The sequence below is a fragment of the Streptomyces sp. genome (assembly GCF_031181705.1).
In the GTDB taxonomy this organism is placed as follows: domain Bacteria; phylum Actinomycetota; class Actinomycetes; order Streptomycetales; family Streptomycetaceae; genus Streptomyces.
This window is the reverse complement of the sequence record NZ_JAPSKN010000072.1, coordinates 1-15,442: the sequence shown is the minus strand read 5'-3', so window position 1 is coordinate 15,442 and position 15,442 is coordinate 1. Positions and strand designations below refer to the sequence as shown.

Below are 15,442 nucleotides of genomic sequence, written 5' to 3'. Positions count from 1 at the left end.
GCCGCCCAGCACGAGTGGGCCGTGGCGAAGCGGCGGGGCTGAGGGCGACGCCTCGCAGGGGCGCGGGGAACTGCGCGAACAAGCGAAGGCGACCCGCACTCGCCGAAACACCGCCAACCGCCAACCGCCGAGCGCCGAGGCGAAGGTCATCGCGGGTTACGTTGGGTCGGAGCCGAACCGGAGCCGAACCGGAGCCGACCGAACGGAGCAGACGATGCCCTTCGCCCGCCTGGCCACAGCAACGACCCCCACCTGCCACATCGGCCTCGGCCTCGCCGCGGTCGGCCGCCCCGGCTACATCAACCTCGGCCGGGACGAGGACCTCGGCGCGGACCGCAGTGTCGAAGCGCTCCGCACCCGCACCCACGAACTCCTCGACGCCGCCTACGCCCAGGGCGTCCGCTACTTCGACGTGGCCCGCTCCTACGGCCGCTCGGAGGAGTTCCTGGCCGGCTGGCTCAAGGAACGGCCCGGCCTGGACGACATCGTCGTGGGCAGCAAGTGGGGCTACACCTACACCGCCGGCTGGGCCACCGACGCCGAGACGCACGAGGTCAAGGACCACACCCTCGCCACCTACGAACGGCAGCGCGCCGAGAGCGACGCGCTGCTCGGCGACCGGCTCGACCTCTACCAGATCCATTCGGTGACCCCGGACAGCCCGGCCCTCATCGACAAGGAACTGCACGCGAAGCTCGCCGAGGCCGCCGCCCAGGGCCTCACCGTCGGCTTCTCCACCAGCGGCCCGGCCCAGGCCGAGGCGATCCGCGCCGCACTCGCCGTGGCGGTCGACGGCGAACCCCTCTTCCGTACCGTGCAGTCCACGTACAACGCGCTGGAGACCTCCGCCGCCCCCGCCCTCGCCGAGGCGCACGACGCCGGCCTCACGGTGATCGTCAAGGAGGGCATGGCCAACGGGCGCCTCGCCGGGCCGCACGCCCCGGCCGTCCTCCAGGAGATCGCCGAGCAGACCGGACTGGGCTGCGACGCCGTCGCCCTGGCCCTCGTGCTGCGGCAGCCCTGGGCCGGTGTCGTCCTCTCCGGCGCCGCCACCACCGCCCAGCTCGCCTCGAACCTGCACGCCGCCGTGGTCGACCTCGACGACGACCAGCTCACCCGCCTCGCCACATTGGGCGAGGAGCCGCGCGCCTACTGGGAGCGGCGCGGGCAGCTGCCCTGGCACTGATCTCTCCACGGCTCTGACGCGACAGTTGTGAGTCACGCACGCCCACAATGAGACACCAGTGTCTCATTTGGGTTATCGTTGTCTCATGGCTGTCGACCTCGATCACGTGCTGCGCTCCGCCGCGGCCCTGCTGACCCGCAGATCCACCGCGACCATGGACGAGGTCGCCAGGGCCGCCGGCATCAGCCGGGCCACGCTGCACCGGCACTTCGCCGGGCGTGACGCCCTCGTCCGCGCGCTGGAGTCGCTCGGCATCGCCGAGTGCGAGGCGGCGCTGGACGCGGCCCGGCTGGACGAGGGCACGGCGAGCGAGGCCGTACGCCGGCTCGTCGGCGCCCTCGAACCCGCCGCCGGACTGCTCGCCTTCCTCTACAGCGAGAACCAGCTGTTCGAGGGCGAGGAACAGAACGCGGGCTGGGCCCTGATCGACGACCGGATCTCCGCCCTGTTCCGGCGCGGCCAGCGCGAGGGCGAGTTCCGCATCGACCTCACGCCGGCCTGGCTCACCGAGGCGCTGTACGGCCTGCTGGCCTCCGGCGCCTGGCTGGTGCAGAGCGGCAAGGGCGCCCCCAAGGACTTCCCGCACATGATCGTCGAGCTGTTGCTCGGCGGCGCGCTCAGGAGAGAGGAATCATGACCAGCACCCTGCAGCCGGCGACCACGACGGAGGCGGTGAAGCGCCCGGGCCGCTGGCTCGCGCTCGGCGTCCTCGTGCTCGCCGTGCTGCTGGTGGCCGTCGACGCGACCGTCCTCGGTCTCGCGACCCCCTACATCAGCGAGGACCTCGGACCGTCCGGCACCCAGCTGCTGTGGATCGGCGACGTCTACTCGTTCGTCATCGCCGGCCTGCTCGTCTCCATGGGCAGCCTCGGCGACCGCATCGGCCGCAAGCGGATCCTGCTGGTGGGCGCCACGGCGTTCGGCGCGATATCCGTCCTCAACGCCTACGCCGGCACGCCCGAGACGCTGATCGTCGCCCGGGCGCTGCTCGGCGTCGCCGGCGCGACCCTGATGCCGGCCACCCTCGCCCTGATCCGCAACCTGTTCCACGACCCGCGCGAGCGCAGCCTCGCCGTCGGCATCTGGGGCGCGACGGCCTCGGCCGGTACGGCCGTCGGGCCGATCGTCGGCGGCTTCCTCCTGGAGCACTTCTGGTGGGGCTCGGTCTTCCTGATCAACCTGCCCGTGATGGTCGTGCTGGTCCTCGTCGGCATCAGGCTGCTGCCCGAGTCGCGCACCACGAACCCCGGCCCCTGGGACCTGATCAGCGTCGTGCTGTCCCTGGTCGGCATGATCGGCGTCGTCTACGCCGTCAAGGAAGCGGCGACACACGGCTTCGCCTGGAGCACGGCGGCCGCCGGCCTGCTGGGCGCGGCGGCCCTGTACGGGTTCGTCCGCCGCCAACTGCGGCTCCCCTCACCGCTGCTGGACATGCGACTCTTCCGCAACCGCGGTTTCAGCGGGGCGGTGCTCGCCGACCTGCTGACCATCCTCGGCCTGTCCGGGCTGGTGTTCTTCCTCTCGCAGTACCTGCAACTCGTGCAGGGCAGACGCCCGTTCGAGGCGGGTCTGGCCGAACTGCCCGCCGCCGTCGGCGCGGTGGTGGCCGGTCTCATCGCGGGGCGTGCGGCCCGCCGCCTCTCGGTGCGCGCCGTCGTCTCCGGCGGGCTCGCGGCGATCGGACTCGCGCTGGCCGCGCTCACCGTGATCGGCCAGTCCACCGGCTACCCGCTGCTGGGGGCGGCGCTGCTGGTCGTCGGCGTCGGGGCGGGCTTCTCCTTCACCGTGACCGCCGACGTCATCCTCTCCAGCGTGCCCAAGGAGCAGGCCGGCTCCGCGTCCGCCGTGTCCGAGACGGCGTACGAACTCGGCGCCGCCCTCGGGATCGCCGTGCTCGGCTCGATCGTGACCGGCGTCTACCGCGACTTCACCGGGCCCGCGGGCACACCGGCCGCCGCTCACGAGTCGCTGGGCGGCGCGGTCGAGGCCGCCGCGGGCATGCCCGCGCACCGCGCCGCCGTGATGCTGGACGCGGCCCGCACGGCCTTCGTCGACGGGCTGACGCTCGCGGCGGGCGTCGGCGCGGCCGTCCTGCTGGCCGCCTCGGCCGCGGCGTGGTTCCTGCTGCGGGGACAGAAGCTGGAGAGCGGCGCGGCCCACGGCTGATCCGCCACGTGAGAACGCCCCTGAGGGTGACCCCTCAGGGGCGCGGGCGTGGCCGGCCGGTGGTACCCGGAGGCTAGGCCGCTTCCTTCGCCTTGCTCGCGTACATGTCCACGTACTCCTGCCCCGACAACCGCATGACCTCGGCCATCACCGAGTCGGTCACCGCCCGCAGCACGTACCGGTCCCGGTCCATCCCCTCGTAGCGGGAGAACTCCATCGCCTCGCCGAAGCGCACGGTGACCTTGCCCGGCCGGGGCAGCCCCGCCCCGCCCGGCTGCAGCTTGTCCGTGCCGATCATCGCGAACGGCACCACGGGCGCCCCGGTCATCAGGGTCAGGCGGGCGATCCCGGTCCGCCCCCGGTACAGCCGCCCGTCGGGCGAGCGCGTGCCCTCGGGGTAGATGCCGAACACCCGCCCCTCCTCCAGCACCCGGCGCCCGGTCATCAGCGCGGCGACCCCGCCCCGGCCCCCGTCACGGTCCACCGGGATCATGCCGACGCCGGTGAAGAACCAGGCCATCAGCCGGCCCTTGAGGCCCTTGCCGGTCACGTACTCGTCCTTGCCGATGAAGAAGACCTGACGGTCGCAGACCAGCGGCAGGATCATCGAGTCGATGAACGTCAGGTGGTTTCCGGCCAGGATGACGGGACCGTCGCCGGGAATGTGCTCCGCGCCCTCCACCTGTGGGCGGAACATCAGGCGCATGACCGGGCCGAGCACTGCCTTGATGAGCGCGAAGCGGGACAACGGGCCCTCCGGTGTCAAGGGATTCACTATGAGTCTGTGCAGGTGAGGACGATACTCGCGGGCCCCGGGGTCGCGCACATCGGGCACGGCGACTTCACCGAGGCCTTACGCACTGTTGACGCGTGTTTACCTGCGGTGGCGTGCCGCCGACGGTCCGTAACGCGGTCGACATGGTGTGACGCACATCGCCCCCGGGCCTTGCGGGACGCGTTCCCGGAACGGCCGCGCCGAATCGAGCCGGACGCGACAAGCCGTCAGTTCACCTCCCTCACCGGCCCCTAGTGACATCCGCCGTCACCCGCGTGTTCCGCGCGCGGTCTCCCGCCGGTCACGTACGCGCCCCTACGATCGGCCCGCACTGACGAGCCGACGGCAGGAAGGGCGCTCATGGGAACGCAGGAGTCGAACGAAATCACGGGTGGGACCGGACGGCGGGCCCTGCTCGGCGCGGCGGTGCTCGGCGCCGGCGGAGCGGTCCTCGGCACGACCGGCACGGCCAGAGCCGACGGGCGCGGCGGCGGGGGGTTGCGCAGCCTGCCCAAGCCGACGATCATCGGCCACCGCGGCGCCAGCGGCTACCGCCCGGAGCACACCTTCGGCTCCTACCAACTGGCCCTCGACATGGGTGCCGACATCGTCGAGGCGGGCGACCTGGTCCCGACGAAGGACGGCCACCTGGTCTGCCGTCACGAGCCGGAGATCGGCGGCACCACCGACGTCGCCGCCCACCCCGAGTTCGCCGACCGCCGGAAGACCAAGCTGCTCGACGGCGTCTCCACCACCGGCTGGTTCACCGAGGACTTCACGCTCGCCGAGCTGAAGACCCTGCGCGCGACCGAGCGCATCCCGGCCAACCGCCCGCACAACACCCTCTACGACGGGCGCTGGGAGATCCCCACCTTCGAGGAGGTCCTGCGCTGGCAGGACGAGCAGACCCGCAAGCGCGGCAAGCAGGTGTGGATCTACCCCGAGCTCAAGCACCCCACCTACTTCCGCAAGCAGGGCCTGCCCCTGGAGGAGCGCGTCGCCAAGCTGCTGCGCAAGTACCGCAAGGACCGGCGCACCTCCCCGGTCATCCTGCAGTCGTTCGAGCCGACCAGCATCGAGCGCCTGAACAAGCTCGTCGACAACCCGCTGGTGGTCCTGCTGTCGTCGGCCGGCTCCCGCCCCTGGGACTTCGTCGAGACCGGCGACCCGCGCACGGTGGCCGACCTGGTCAAGCCGGCCGGCCTCAGGGAGATCGCCTCCTACGCGCAGGGCATCGGACCGACCCTGGACCTGATCATCCCGCGCGACGCCAAGGGCAACCTCACCCGCCCGACCACGCTCGTCGCCGACGCCCACAAGGTCGGGCTGATCCTGCACCCGTACACCCTGCGCAACGAGAACCCCTTCCTGCCCGCGGACTTCCGCAAGGGCACGGACCCGGACGCCTACGGCGACGTCTTCGGCGCGTACCGGAGCTACTTCGCGACCGGCATCGACGGCGTCTTCACCGACCAGCCCGACACCGGCCTGCTGGCCAGGGAGGACTTCCGCAACGGCTGAGCGTCAAGACGTGAGCGCGCACCCACCGTTCGAGTGAGGTTCGGCCGCCCGGGCAACCCGCCGCCCGGGCGGCCGCGTCGCTCCGCATATGACGCACGACCTGGTCACCGCCCTGGGCCCCCTGCTCACCGCCGAGGCCTCCGCGGAGGCATATGCCGCCGGAACCGAGCCCGGCGATCTGGAACAGGCGGTCTGGCTCCGCCTGCTGGAGCGCCTCGACGCCGACGGCCCGCCGCCCGACCCCGGGGAATGGCTGCGCCGGGCCGTCCGCTCCGAGGTGCGCCGCAGTCGCCGCACGAGCCGCCTCGAACGGCCGTACGCCATCGAACCGGTCGACGACGGCGGCAGCGGCCCCGAGGAACTGGCCCTCGCCGCGGCCCGCGGCCGGGTCCTGCGCGAGGCCGTGCGCCGCCTCCCGGGCCGCTGCCCCCGGCTGATGGAGGCCCTGCTGTCGCCCAAGGACCTGACATACCGGGAAATCGCAGGGGAGTTGGGTATCTCACAGGGGAGTCTTGGCCCGGAACGTTCCAGATGCCTGGGATGTCTGCGCAGATTGCTCACACCGGAGGTTGCGGCCCGCTGAGGACGGGGATAGGAGTGAGGAACCACCGGTGATCAGATGAGCGGGAGGCGTGCGCACATGGGCATGAGCGTGACCATCTCTGCGGCGACCGAGCAGGACGCGGAGCAGATCTTCAGGCTGCAGTACCTGTGCTTCCAGACGGAGGCGGCGCTGTACGGGAACTACCGCATCGACCCGCTGGTCCAAACCCTCGACTCGGTCCGCCAGGAGGTCGCCCGGGACTGCGTCTTCGTCGCCCGGCTCGGTGAGGAGGTCGTCGGCTCGGTCCGCGGCTCGGTCACCGAGGACGGCGCCGCCGCGATCGGCAAGCTCTGCGTCCACCCCCGCCTCCAGGGGCACGGCATCGGCGCCCGTCTGCTCCGCGCGGCCGAGGCGGCCCTGGCCGACCAGCACGGCGCGACCCGCTTCCGCCTGCACACGGGCCACCGCAGCGAGGGCAACCTCCGCCTCTACCGCAAGGTCGGCTACGAGACGGTGGGCACGCTGCAGGGCGCGGACGGCGTACCGATGATCGTCCTGGAGAAGCCGGCCGGCACCTACGCGGCGACGGCTTGACCTTCGCCCCTCAGGGGCGCGGGGAACTGCGCGAGCGACCACACACGGCCCGGGGCCGCCTGACGAACCTCAGGCGGCATCCCCCCGAGGCGCACCCCTGCGCAACCAGTAGATCGCCGACAGCGGCAAGAGCACGGGGATGAAGAGGTAGCCCATGCCGAAGTCGGACCAGACGGTCGCGTCCGGGAACGCCGACGGCTCGATCAGCGTCCACGTCCCCACCGTCAGCACCCCCGCCAACTCGGCGGCACAACACGCCAGGGCCACCCTCCGCGCCGTCTCCCCGCCCCGCACCAGCGAGTACGTGATGAACCCGTACACCACACCGGCCACGGCCGACAGCGCGTACGCCAGCGGCGCCCGGTCGAACTCGGTCGCGATCTGGTACGCCGAGCGCGACACCGCGCCCACGACCATCACGCCGTAGAGCCACACCAGCAGCGTCCCCGGGCCGGACGCCAGCCGCCGGCGGCTCACCTCAGCCTGCCCAGATGTCATAGAGCCGCACCTCCAGCACCGCCAGCACCACGCCGCCCGCGGCGACCGTCACCGAACCCCACCGGGTCCGCTCGGCCAGCGACATGAACCCCGCGGCCGGCACACACGCGAACGCCCCCAGCAGATACGCCACGAAGATCGTCGTGCCCTGCTCCGGCTTCCCGCCCTGCGCCAGCAGCACGATCCCCACCACCAGCTGGACCAGCGACAGCAGGGTGACCACGGCCATCCCGATGAAGTGCCAGTCCTTCGTCGGCTGGTCACGGTAGGCCGCCCAGCCGCACCAGGCGGCGAGCAGCAGCGCGGCGACGCCGGTCACCAGCGTCAGGACAGTGAGCATGCAGCGACCTTATTACGGCCGAAAAGGCCCGATGCCTCCGCCCCTGGCCCGCACCGTAGGGTCGAGTCCATGAAGATCCGCGCGCACGCCCTGCTGTTCGACAACGACGGAACCCTGGTCTCCTCCCTCGCCTCGGTGGACCGCTGCTGGGCCCGGTGGGCCGCGGAGTACGGGATCACGCCCGAGGAGTTCGCGCGGACCGAGCTGCACGGCCGTCCGGCCGCCGAGATAGCCGCCGACCTGCTGCCGGCCGAGATCGTGCCGGAGGCCGTCGCCCGGATCGAGGACCTGGAGGTCGACGACGTCCCCAACGGCGGTGTGCACCTGCTGCCCGGCACCCGCGCCTTCCTCGACGCCCTGCCGGCCGACCGCTGGGCCGTCGTCACCTCCGCCACCCGGCGGCTCGCCGAGGCCCGGCTCGACGCCGTCGGCGTCCTGCCCAAGACGCTCGTCACCGCCGACGACGTCACCCGAGGCAAGCCCGACCCCGAGCCGTACCTGCTCGCCGCCCGCGCCCTCGGCGTCGACCCCGCCCACTGCGTCGTCTTCGAGGACGCCCCCGCGGGCCTCGCGGCCGGCCGCGCCGCCGGCATGACGACCGTGGCGTTGACCACAACCCACCAGGCCCACGAACTCCGGGCCGACCTGGTCGTGAAGGACCTGTCGGCCCTGTCCGCACTGGTCACCGAGGAGGGCGTGGAGATCGCCGAGCGCCCCTGACCGACGGCCGCCCCTGTCCACCGCTGTCCAGCATCCGGACAGCGGCGGCTTGTCGGGACCGTACACGTGTTTTACTGACCGCATGACCACGACGAGCGACCGCATTCCCGCGACCGAGGCGACCATGACGCCCGGTGCTCGTTGTATGTGTCGAATGTGCGCCTGCTAGAGGGCCCCCGCACCACCCCCGAGCTCGCGCCCCGAAGCGAGACCGCGGCCCGTCCGCGCGCGCTGAGCGCCGCGTGACACCGAGCCGCCCCGCGCACATGTTCTCTCCGGTTCCACGCCCCAGCGAGAACCGTGCCGCGTCCCCGAACGAACGCACCCGTGCCCGGGACCACCCACGCCCGCGCACTCGACTGTGACGGAAACCCACGTGATCACCACCACGGACCTCACCAAGGTCTACCGTGCACGCGGCCGCGAGGTCACCGCCCTGGACGGCGTCGACCTGCACGTCCGCGAAGGCGAGGTGTACGGCGTCATCGGCCAGTCCGGCGCCGGCAAGTCCTCGCTCATCCGCTGCGTCAACCTGCTGGAACGCCCCACCTCCGGCACCGTGAGCGTCGACGGGCAGGACCTCACCGCCCTGGCCGGCCGCGGCCCGCGCGCCGGGAGGGAACTGCGCCGGGCGCGCAGCCGCATCGGCATGGTCTTCCAGCACTTCAACCTGCTGTCCTCCCGGACCGTCCAGGACAACGTCGAACTGCCCCTGGAGATCCTCGGCAAGAGTGGCAGGGAGCGCTCCCGCAAGGCCCTGGAACTGCTCGACCTGGTCGGCCTCGCCGACAAGGCGGGGTCCTACCCGGCCCAGCTCTCCGGCGGCCAGAAGCAGCGCGTCGGCATCGCCCGCGCCCTCGCCGGCGACCCCAAGGTGCTCCTCTCCGACGAGGCCACCAGCGCCCTCGACCCGGAGACCACCCGGTCGATCCTTTCGCTGCTGCGCGACCTGAACCGGCAGCTGGGCCTGACCGTGCTGCTCATCACGCACGAGATGGACGTCGTGAAGTCGGTCTGCGACTCGGCCGCGCTCATGGAGAACGGCCGCATCGTCGAGTCCGGCACGGTCAGCGAACTCCTGGCCACCCCCGGCTCGGAACTGGCCGCCGCGCTGTTCCCGCTCGACGGCGAGGCCTCCGGCGAGAACCGCACCGTCGTCGACGTCACCTTCCAGGGCGAGAGCGCCACCCAGCCCGTCATCTCGCAGCTCGCCCGCACCTACAACATCGACATCTCGATCCTCGGCGCCGCCATCGACACCGTGGGCGGCCTCCAGGTCGGCCGGATGCGCATCGAACTGCCCGGCCGCTACGAGGACAACGTCGTGCCGATCGGCTTCCTGCGTGAGAAGGGCCTGCAGATCGACGTCCCGGGCCACGAGTCCGCGCTGGTGAAGGAAGGTGCCAAGTGACCTGGTCCGAGATGCAGCCGCTGCTGGAGCAGGCGTGTTGGGACACGCTCTACATGGTCGGCTGGTCCACGCTCATCGCCGTCGTCGGCGGCCTCCCGCTCGGCATCCTGCTGGTCCTCACCGACCGCGGCGGCCTGCTGCAGAACCTCGCCGCCAACAAGGTCATCGGGCAGGTCGTGAACATCGCCCGCTCCCTGCCGTTCATCATCCTGATGGTCGCGCTGATGTCCTTCACCCGCTGGATCACCGGCACGACCATCGGCCGCGAGGCCGCCATCGTGCCGCTCGCCGTCGGCGCCATCCCGTTCTTCGCGCGGCTGGTCGAGACGGCCGTGCGCGAGGTGGACCACGGACTCGTCGAGGCCGTGCAGGCCATGGGCGGCAACACCTGGACCATCGTCCGCAAGGTCCTCGTCCCCGAGTCCCTGCCGTCGCTGATCTCCAGCACCACCACCACCATCGTCGCCCTCATCGGCTACTCGGCCATGGCGGGGACGGTCGGCGCCGGCGGCCTCGGCGACATCGCCATCCGCTACGGCTACCAGCGCTTCGAGACCGGGCTGATGTGGATCACCGTCGCGATCCTCGCCGTCGTCATCTCCCTCATCCAGTTCGCCGGCGACTACGCGGCCCGCTCCCTGCACCGGCGCGGCGCCCACTCGGGGCCCGCCCCGAAACTGCGGCTGCTCAAAGCCGCCTCCTGAACCCCCCCGTTCACCCACGACGGGGCCGCATCCTCGCAAGGTCATAAGGAAAGGCACTTTTCGTGCGTAACACCGCCAAGATCACCACTGCCGTCCTCGCCGCCGGAGCCCTCACCCTCGGGCTCACCGCCTGCGGCGGCGACAGCTCCTCCGCCACCGACGGACCCCTGATCGTCGCCGCCAGCCCCGTCCCGCACGCCGAGATCCTCACCTACGTGAAGGACAACCTGGCGAAGAAGGAGGGCCTGGACCTCGAGGTCAAGGAATTCACCGACTACGTCACGCCCAACACGGCGACCCAGGACGGCTCCGTCGGCGCCAACTACTTCCAGAACAAGCCGTACCTCGACGACTTCAACAAGAAGAACGGCACCGACATCGTGCCCGTCGTCACGGTTCACCTGGAGCCGCTCGGCCTCTACTCCCGCACGGTGAAGAAGGCCGACGACCTGAAGAGCGGTGCGACCGTCGCCATCCCCAACGACACCGTCAACGAGGCCCGCGCCCTCAAGCTCCTCGCCGCCAACGGGCTCATCACCCTCAAGGCGGGCGTCGGCAACGAGGCGACCCCCTCGGACATCACCAAGAACCCCAAGAACCTGAAGTTCAAGGAGCTGGAGGCGGCCCAGACCCCGCGCTCCCTGGACGACGTGGACGCCGCCGTCGTCAACGGCAACTACGCCATCGAGTCCGACCTGAAGCCCGCGCAGGACGCCCTCGTCCTGGAGTCGCCGAAGAACAACCCCTACGGCAACTTCCTCGCCGTGAAGAAGGGCAACGAGGACGACCCGCGCGTGAAGAAGCTCGCGAAGCTCCTCACCTCGCCCGAGGTGAAGAAGTTCATCCAGGACAAGTACGCCGGCTCCGTGCTCGCCTCCTTCTGAGCCCGCACCCGGCAGCCCTGAGCACGGGGTCCGCCCTCACCCGGCGGGGGAGGGCCCCGTGGTGCGGATCAGTGCTTTCATGCTGCATGCTGGGCAGTTCAGCAGGCCCCGAAGGTTCCCGAAGGTTACGGAGCGGCGCATGACGAGCACCTTCCCCAACGTCTCCATCAGCACGGAGCGGTTGGTCCTGCGCCCCTTCGAGGAGCCGGACGTCCAGGCGTTCGCCGACATGATGAACGACGAGCTCGTCACCGCCTGGACCTCCGTCCCGCACCCCTACACCGAGGCCCACGCCCGCACCTGGATCACCGAACAGGCCCCCGCCGAACGGACCGGGGGCCGCGGCATCGTCTTCGCCGTCACCGAGTTCCTCACCCAGCGCCTGGTCGGCGTCGTGCACCTCAAGAACACCGACTGGCGCATCCGCTCCAGCGAGATGTCCTACGTCATCGCCCCCTGGGCCCGCGGCGAGGGCTACGCCTCCGAGGCCGCGCTCGTCACCGCGCGCTGGCTGTTCGACGACCAGAAGTTCGAGCGCCTCGAACTGCGCACCGCCGCCGACAACACCGCCTCCCAGCAGGTGGCCCAGAAGATCGGCTGCATCAGCGAGGGCGTGCTGCGCGGCGCCTGGATAGCGCGGACCCGCACCGACAGCGGCGAATGGACCGAGGTGCGCACCGACCTCATCGTCTGGAGCCTGCTCCCCGAGGACCTGGAGGGCGTCGGCGACCAGCTGCCCGGCGGTTTCACGTCCTTCGGCGACTGGAACTGACCGGAACCACCCGGCGCCCGACGGTGAGGAGGCACCGGCGCTATCGCCGCGACCTCGATTGGGTACCCTCACGGAGCCCGCACGCGGGCCGCACCCCGACACGACACACAGACGACCTGCGCAAACCCCTGGAGACTGACGACGATGGCCGACCGGGTCACGGTGATCGGCTGGGACGGTTCGCCGCTGACCACCGCGGCACGCGCCGCGCTGGGCGCCGCGACACTCGTGGCGGGCGCCGCCCACCACCTGGCACTCCCCGAGGTACCCGCGGGCGCCGAGCGCATCCGCCTCGGCAGCGTCGCCCTCGCCGCGCGCCGCATCGCCGCCCATCGCGGCACGGCCGTCGTGCTCGCCGACGGCGACCCCGGCTTCTTCGGCATCGTACGCACCCTGCGCGCCCCCGAGTTCGGCCTGGAGGTGGAGGTCGTCCCCGCCGTCTCCTCCGTCGCCACCGCCTTCGCCCGCGCCGGCATGCCCTGGGACGACGCGGAAGTGGTCGTCGCACACCCCCGCACGCTGCGCCGCGCCGTGAACGTGTGCCGCGCCCACCCCAAGGTGGCGGTGCTCACCTCACCGGGTGCCGGCCCCGCCGAACTCGGCCTGCTCCTCGAAGGGGTCCACCGCTCCTTCGTCATCTGCGAGGAGCTCGGCACCGACCACGAACGCGTCACGATCGTCACCTCCGACAAGGCCGCCGACCACACCTGGCGCGACCCCAACGTCGTCATCGTCCTCGGTGGCCCGACCCGCCCCGACACGGCCGGGGAGACCGGCGGCTGGCTCGCCGGCCGCGACCCCTCCGCCGGTCCGCGCGGCTGGTCCCTGCCCGCCGAGGCCTACGGCGGCGACCTCGGCGAGGGCGAGACCCAGCTGCTGCGCGCCTCCCAACTCGCGCGCCTCGGGCCCCGCGTCGGCGACCTCGTGTGGGACATCGGCTGCGGCAGCGGCGCCTTCGCCGTCGAGGCGGCACGCGCCGGCGCCGCCGTCCTCGCCGTCGACAGCGACCCGGCCGCCTGCGCCCGCACCGACGCGACGGCCCGGCGCCTCGGCGTCCAGCTCCAGATCGTGCACGGCACCGCCCCGCACGTCCTGGAGAACCTCCCCGAACCGGACGTCGTCCGCGTCGGCGGCGGGGGAGCGGCCGTCGTCTCGGCGGTCGCCGACCGGCGCCCGCAGCGCATCGTCACGCACGCCGCCACCCGCGACGCCGCCGAACTCATCGGCCGCGACCTGACGGAGCACGGCTACGGCGTCGAGTGCGCCCTGCTGCAGTCGGTCGAACTCGACACCCGGGCCTGGTCGGAGAAGGAGCGGAGCGTCGCGTTCCTGCTCAGCGGCGTTCTGCCGAAGCGCGGCGCCTGACTCCGCGGACGCCCACGTGACCGTCCCCGTGATCGGTTTGTCGTACTGCGCGCGGTAGGCTGGCCGATCGCTGCACCGCACGCGGACGTCCGGCAGTTCGTCGGTCAATGTCCGGAAGACCCGCCCGTTTTGGGGTGAGTGTGGTACGGCAGAACCGGAGGACGCGCAACGTGGCGCAGTCCACAGCGGAACCGTCGCGGATCAAGCTGCCGTGGGGGTGCCACGGCCGCAACAATGCCAGTGAATGGCTTTGTCGCCTTTTCCGGGCGGGCCGTTCGTGCCGCTGGGGACGCACGCTCGTTCTTCACTGTGGGGCGGTCGGTGCGCCGTTCCGGGTGAGCTGGTCGTAGGAGCACTAACCGATGGGCGAGGGGTACGCATGACCGACACCGGCCAGGTCCCGGGCGAGGGACTGCCGGAGAACTCAGGCATGGTGGAACAGCCGGGCGCCGCGCACGGTTCGTACACCTACCTCTCCGAGACCCCTGCCGAGGACGAAGACCTCCTGCTGCTGCCGGGCGCCCAGGGCGCCTGGGGCCACGAGGTCGCCCCGCCCGCGCCGGAACCCGTCGTCGAGACCGTGCACCAGCCGGGCCCGCACGAGCTCTCCGGCCGCGACAGCGGCTCCGTCGACCTCGGCGGCGTCCGCCTGCCCGACCCGCCGCCGATCCCGCCCATCACGCCGCGCCGGCCGCTGCACCTCGGGCCGCCACTGCCGGACAGCTCCGCCAGCCCGGTCCGCTCCCTGGCCGACCGCGGCCCCGCGGACGCGCCGGTGCGTCAGCCCGCGCCGTCGCCGGGCCCCGAGTACCTCGACGCCCCGCGCGCCGCGCAGACCCCCTCCGCCCCGGCGGCGCCCTGGGGGGCACAGCCCGTACCGCAACCCCAGGCGAGCGCCGGGGCGGCGCCTGCCGAAACGGTTGTTCCGACCCCGGAGCCGGCGGGTGCGGCCCAGGCCGTGGTGCCCCGCGTGGCGGCCGAGGCGGGCCGGCCGATCCCGGCACAGGCACCCGAGGCGGACCCGGCGGCTTCCGCGCCGCAGGGTGTCGAGGCGGGGCCCGCGGCCGCCGCGCAGGTCGCTGAGGCGGGGCCCGCGGCTCCCGCTCAGGTGGCGGAGGCGCGGCAGGCCGTGGTCGAGGCTCCGCAGGCCGCTGGGGGCCAGGTGGCCGAGGCCGGGCCGGCGGAGGCGGCGGAGGTCGCCGGGGCGGGGCCTGCGGCTGCCGCGCAGCTGGCGCAGGCGCAGGTGTCCGAGGCCCCGCAGGGGGTGGCGGCGCAGGTGTCCGAGGCCGGACCTGCGGTGTTCGCGCAGACCGACGAGGCCGGGCAGATGGTGCCCGGGCAGGCCACGACCGCCGGGCCGGGCGCCGAACAGACGGTTGCCGCCGAGGCCGGGCGGCCCGCGGCGGTCGCGGCTGTCCCCGCGAGCCCGGAGCCGGCCGCCGGTGCTGAGGCGGCGCAGGGCACGGAGGCCGCGGTGGACTCCGCCGCCCCTTCCCCGGAGGCAGCGGCTCGGCTCGCCGACGCCGCCCACGCGCAGGACGCGGTCGTTGCCGCTCCCGCGGTGGGCGTTGGCCCGGACGCGGGACAGGTGGCCGGTGCAGAGTCCGATCAGGGCGCGGCCGTCGCGGATGACTCCGCTGCTGTTTCGCCGGAGGCGGCTCAGGTCGCCGCCCCCGTGCAGGACGCGGTGGTCGCCCCTGCCCCCGCCGCTGCGGCTCCGGACGCGCCCGAGGAAATCGGCGTCGAGGCCGCGCAGGCCGTGTCCGCGCAGCCCGCTGCCGGTGAGCCCGCCCCCGCCGGTCCGGACACGGCCGCCCAGCCGGACCCCGCCGAGATCCCGGACCCTGCCGAGGTCCCGGACCCTGCCGAGGTCCCGGCCCCCGCCGAGGTCCCGGACCCTGCCGAGATCTCCGCCGAGGCCGCTGCCGTGTCCGCGCCGGGACAGGTGCCGGGCGAGGAGGC

At 72.6% G+C, this 15,442-nt stretch carries 15 protein-coding genes and 1 pseudogene; 13 read left to right on the top strand and 3 right to left on the bottom strand.

Annotation, left to right across the window (positions count from 1 at the left end; genetic code table 11):
- Positions 1-214 precede the first annotated feature (214 nt).
- The 3 genes from RIN80_RS15745 to RIN80_RS15735 all read left to right on the top strand — a co-directional run bounded on the left by RIN80_RS15745 (position 215) and on the right by RIN80_RS15735 (position 3,352).
- Positions 215-1,186, top strand: a complete 972-nt coding sequence (locus tag RIN80_RS15745; protein WP_309096223.1) for an aldo/keto reductase — start codon at positions 215-217, stop codon at positions 1,184-1,186.
- A gap of 85 nt (positions 1,187-1,271) precedes the next feature.
- Positions 1,272-1,823: a helix-turn-helix domain-containing protein gene (locus RIN80_RS15740; protein WP_309096222.1), complete on the top strand. Its 552-nt coding sequence runs from the start codon at positions 1,272-1,274 to the stop codon at positions 1,821-1,823.
- The gene (locus RIN80_RS15735) at positions 1,820-3,352 is read left to right on the top strand and encodes an MFS transporter (RefSeq protein WP_309096221.1); all 1,533 of its coding nucleotides are present in this window, start codon (positions 1,820-1,822) and stop codon (positions 3,350-3,352) included. The genes RIN80_RS15740 and RIN80_RS15735 overlap by 4 nt, the downstream gene beginning before the upstream one ends.
- A 73-nt stretch (positions 3,353-3,425) precedes the next feature.
- Here RIN80_RS15735 and RIN80_RS15730 read toward each other — a convergent pair whose 3' ends face one another.
- Positions 3,426-4,100 (bottom strand): 1-acyl-sn-glycerol-3-phosphate acyltransferase, encoded by a 675-nt coding sequence (locus RIN80_RS15730; protein ID WP_094057175.1) that lies wholly within the window; start codon positions 4,098-4,100, stop codon positions 3,426-3,428.
- 387 nt (positions 4,101-4,487) lie between these two features.
- Here RIN80_RS15730 and RIN80_RS15725 point away from each other — a divergent pair, with 387 nt between their 5' ends.
- The 3 genes from RIN80_RS15725 (at position 4,488) to RIN80_RS15715 (ending at position 6,786) form a co-directional block, all read left to right on the top strand.
- Positions 4,488-5,648, top strand: coding sequence for a glycerophosphodiester phosphodiesterase (locus RIN80_RS15725; RefSeq protein WP_309096220.1), 1,161 nt, complete (start codon positions 4,488-4,490; stop codon positions 5,646-5,648).
- A gap of 88 nt (positions 5,649-5,736) precedes the next feature.
- Positions 5,737-6,231, top strand: coding sequence for a sigma-70 family RNA polymerase sigma factor (locus RIN80_RS15720; protein WP_309096219.1), 495 nt, complete (start codon positions 5,737-5,739; stop codon positions 6,229-6,231).
- Between the two features lie 57 nt (positions 6,232-6,288).
- Positions 6,289-6,786, top strand: coding sequence for a GNAT family N-acetyltransferase (locus tag RIN80_RS15715; RefSeq protein WP_309096235.1), 498 nt, complete (start codon positions 6,289-6,291; stop codon positions 6,784-6,786).
- 69 nt (positions 6,787-6,855) lie between these two features.
- Here RIN80_RS15715 and RIN80_RS15710 read toward each other — a convergent pair whose 3' ends face one another.
- Entirely contained in the window at positions 6,856-7,284 is a 429-nt protein-coding gene (locus RIN80_RS15710; RefSeq protein ID WP_309096218.1) for a hypothetical protein, read from the bottom strand.
- A complete protein-coding gene (locus tag RIN80_RS15705; protein ID WP_309096217.1) occupies positions 7,265-7,624 on the bottom strand; it encodes a hypothetical protein in 360 nt (119 codons plus the stop codon). Before RIN80_RS15705 ends, RIN80_RS15710 begins: the two co-directional genes overlap by 20 nt.
- Before the next feature lie 69 nt (positions 7,625-7,693).
- Here RIN80_RS15705 and RIN80_RS15700 point away from each other — a divergent pair, with 69 nt between their 5' ends.
- The 7 genes and pseudogenes from RIN80_RS15700 to RIN80_RS15670 form a co-directional block, all read left to right on the top strand.
- Positions 7,694-8,344, top strand: coding sequence for an HAD-IA family hydrolase (locus tag RIN80_RS15700; RefSeq protein ID WP_309096216.1), 651 nt, complete (start codon positions 7,694-7,696; stop codon positions 8,342-8,344).
- A gap of 376 nt (positions 8,345-8,720) precedes the next feature.
- A complete protein-coding gene (locus tag RIN80_RS15695; RefSeq protein ID WP_309096215.1) occupies positions 8,721-9,755 on the top strand; it encodes an ATP-binding cassette domain-containing protein in 1,035 nt (344 codons plus the stop codon).
- Positions 9,752-10,459, top strand: coding sequence for a methionine ABC transporter permease (locus tag RIN80_RS15690; protein WP_309096214.1), 708 nt, complete (start codon positions 9,752-9,754; stop codon positions 10,457-10,459). The genes RIN80_RS15695 and RIN80_RS15690 overlap by 4 nt, the downstream gene beginning before the upstream one ends.
- Positions 10,460-10,521: 62 nt before the next feature.
- Complete coding sequence (locus RIN80_RS15685) at positions 10,522-11,343, top strand: MetQ/NlpA family ABC transporter substrate-binding protein (RefSeq protein WP_309096213.1); 822 nt, start codon at positions 10,522-10,524, stop codon at positions 11,341-11,343.
- Between the two features lie 139 nt (positions 11,344-11,482).
- The gene (locus RIN80_RS15680; RefSeq protein ID WP_309096212.1) at positions 11,483-12,115 is read left to right on the top strand and encodes a GNAT family N-acetyltransferase; all 633 of its coding nucleotides are present in this window, start codon (positions 11,483-11,485) and stop codon (positions 12,113-12,115) included.
- A gap of 144 nt (positions 12,116-12,259) precedes the next feature.
- Positions 12,260-13,480 carry a precorrin-6y C5,15-methyltransferase (decarboxylating) subunit CbiE gene (gene cbiE, locus RIN80_RS15675; protein ID WP_309096211.1) on the top strand — a complete coding sequence of 407 codons (1,221 nt, stop codon included), beginning with the start codon at positions 12,260-12,262 and terminating at the stop codon, positions 13,478-13,480.
- Between the two features lie 379 nt (positions 13,481-13,859).
- Positions 13,860-15,442, top strand: a pseudogene (locus RIN80_RS15670) (5,6-dimethylbenzimidazole synthase); the annotation flags it as partial.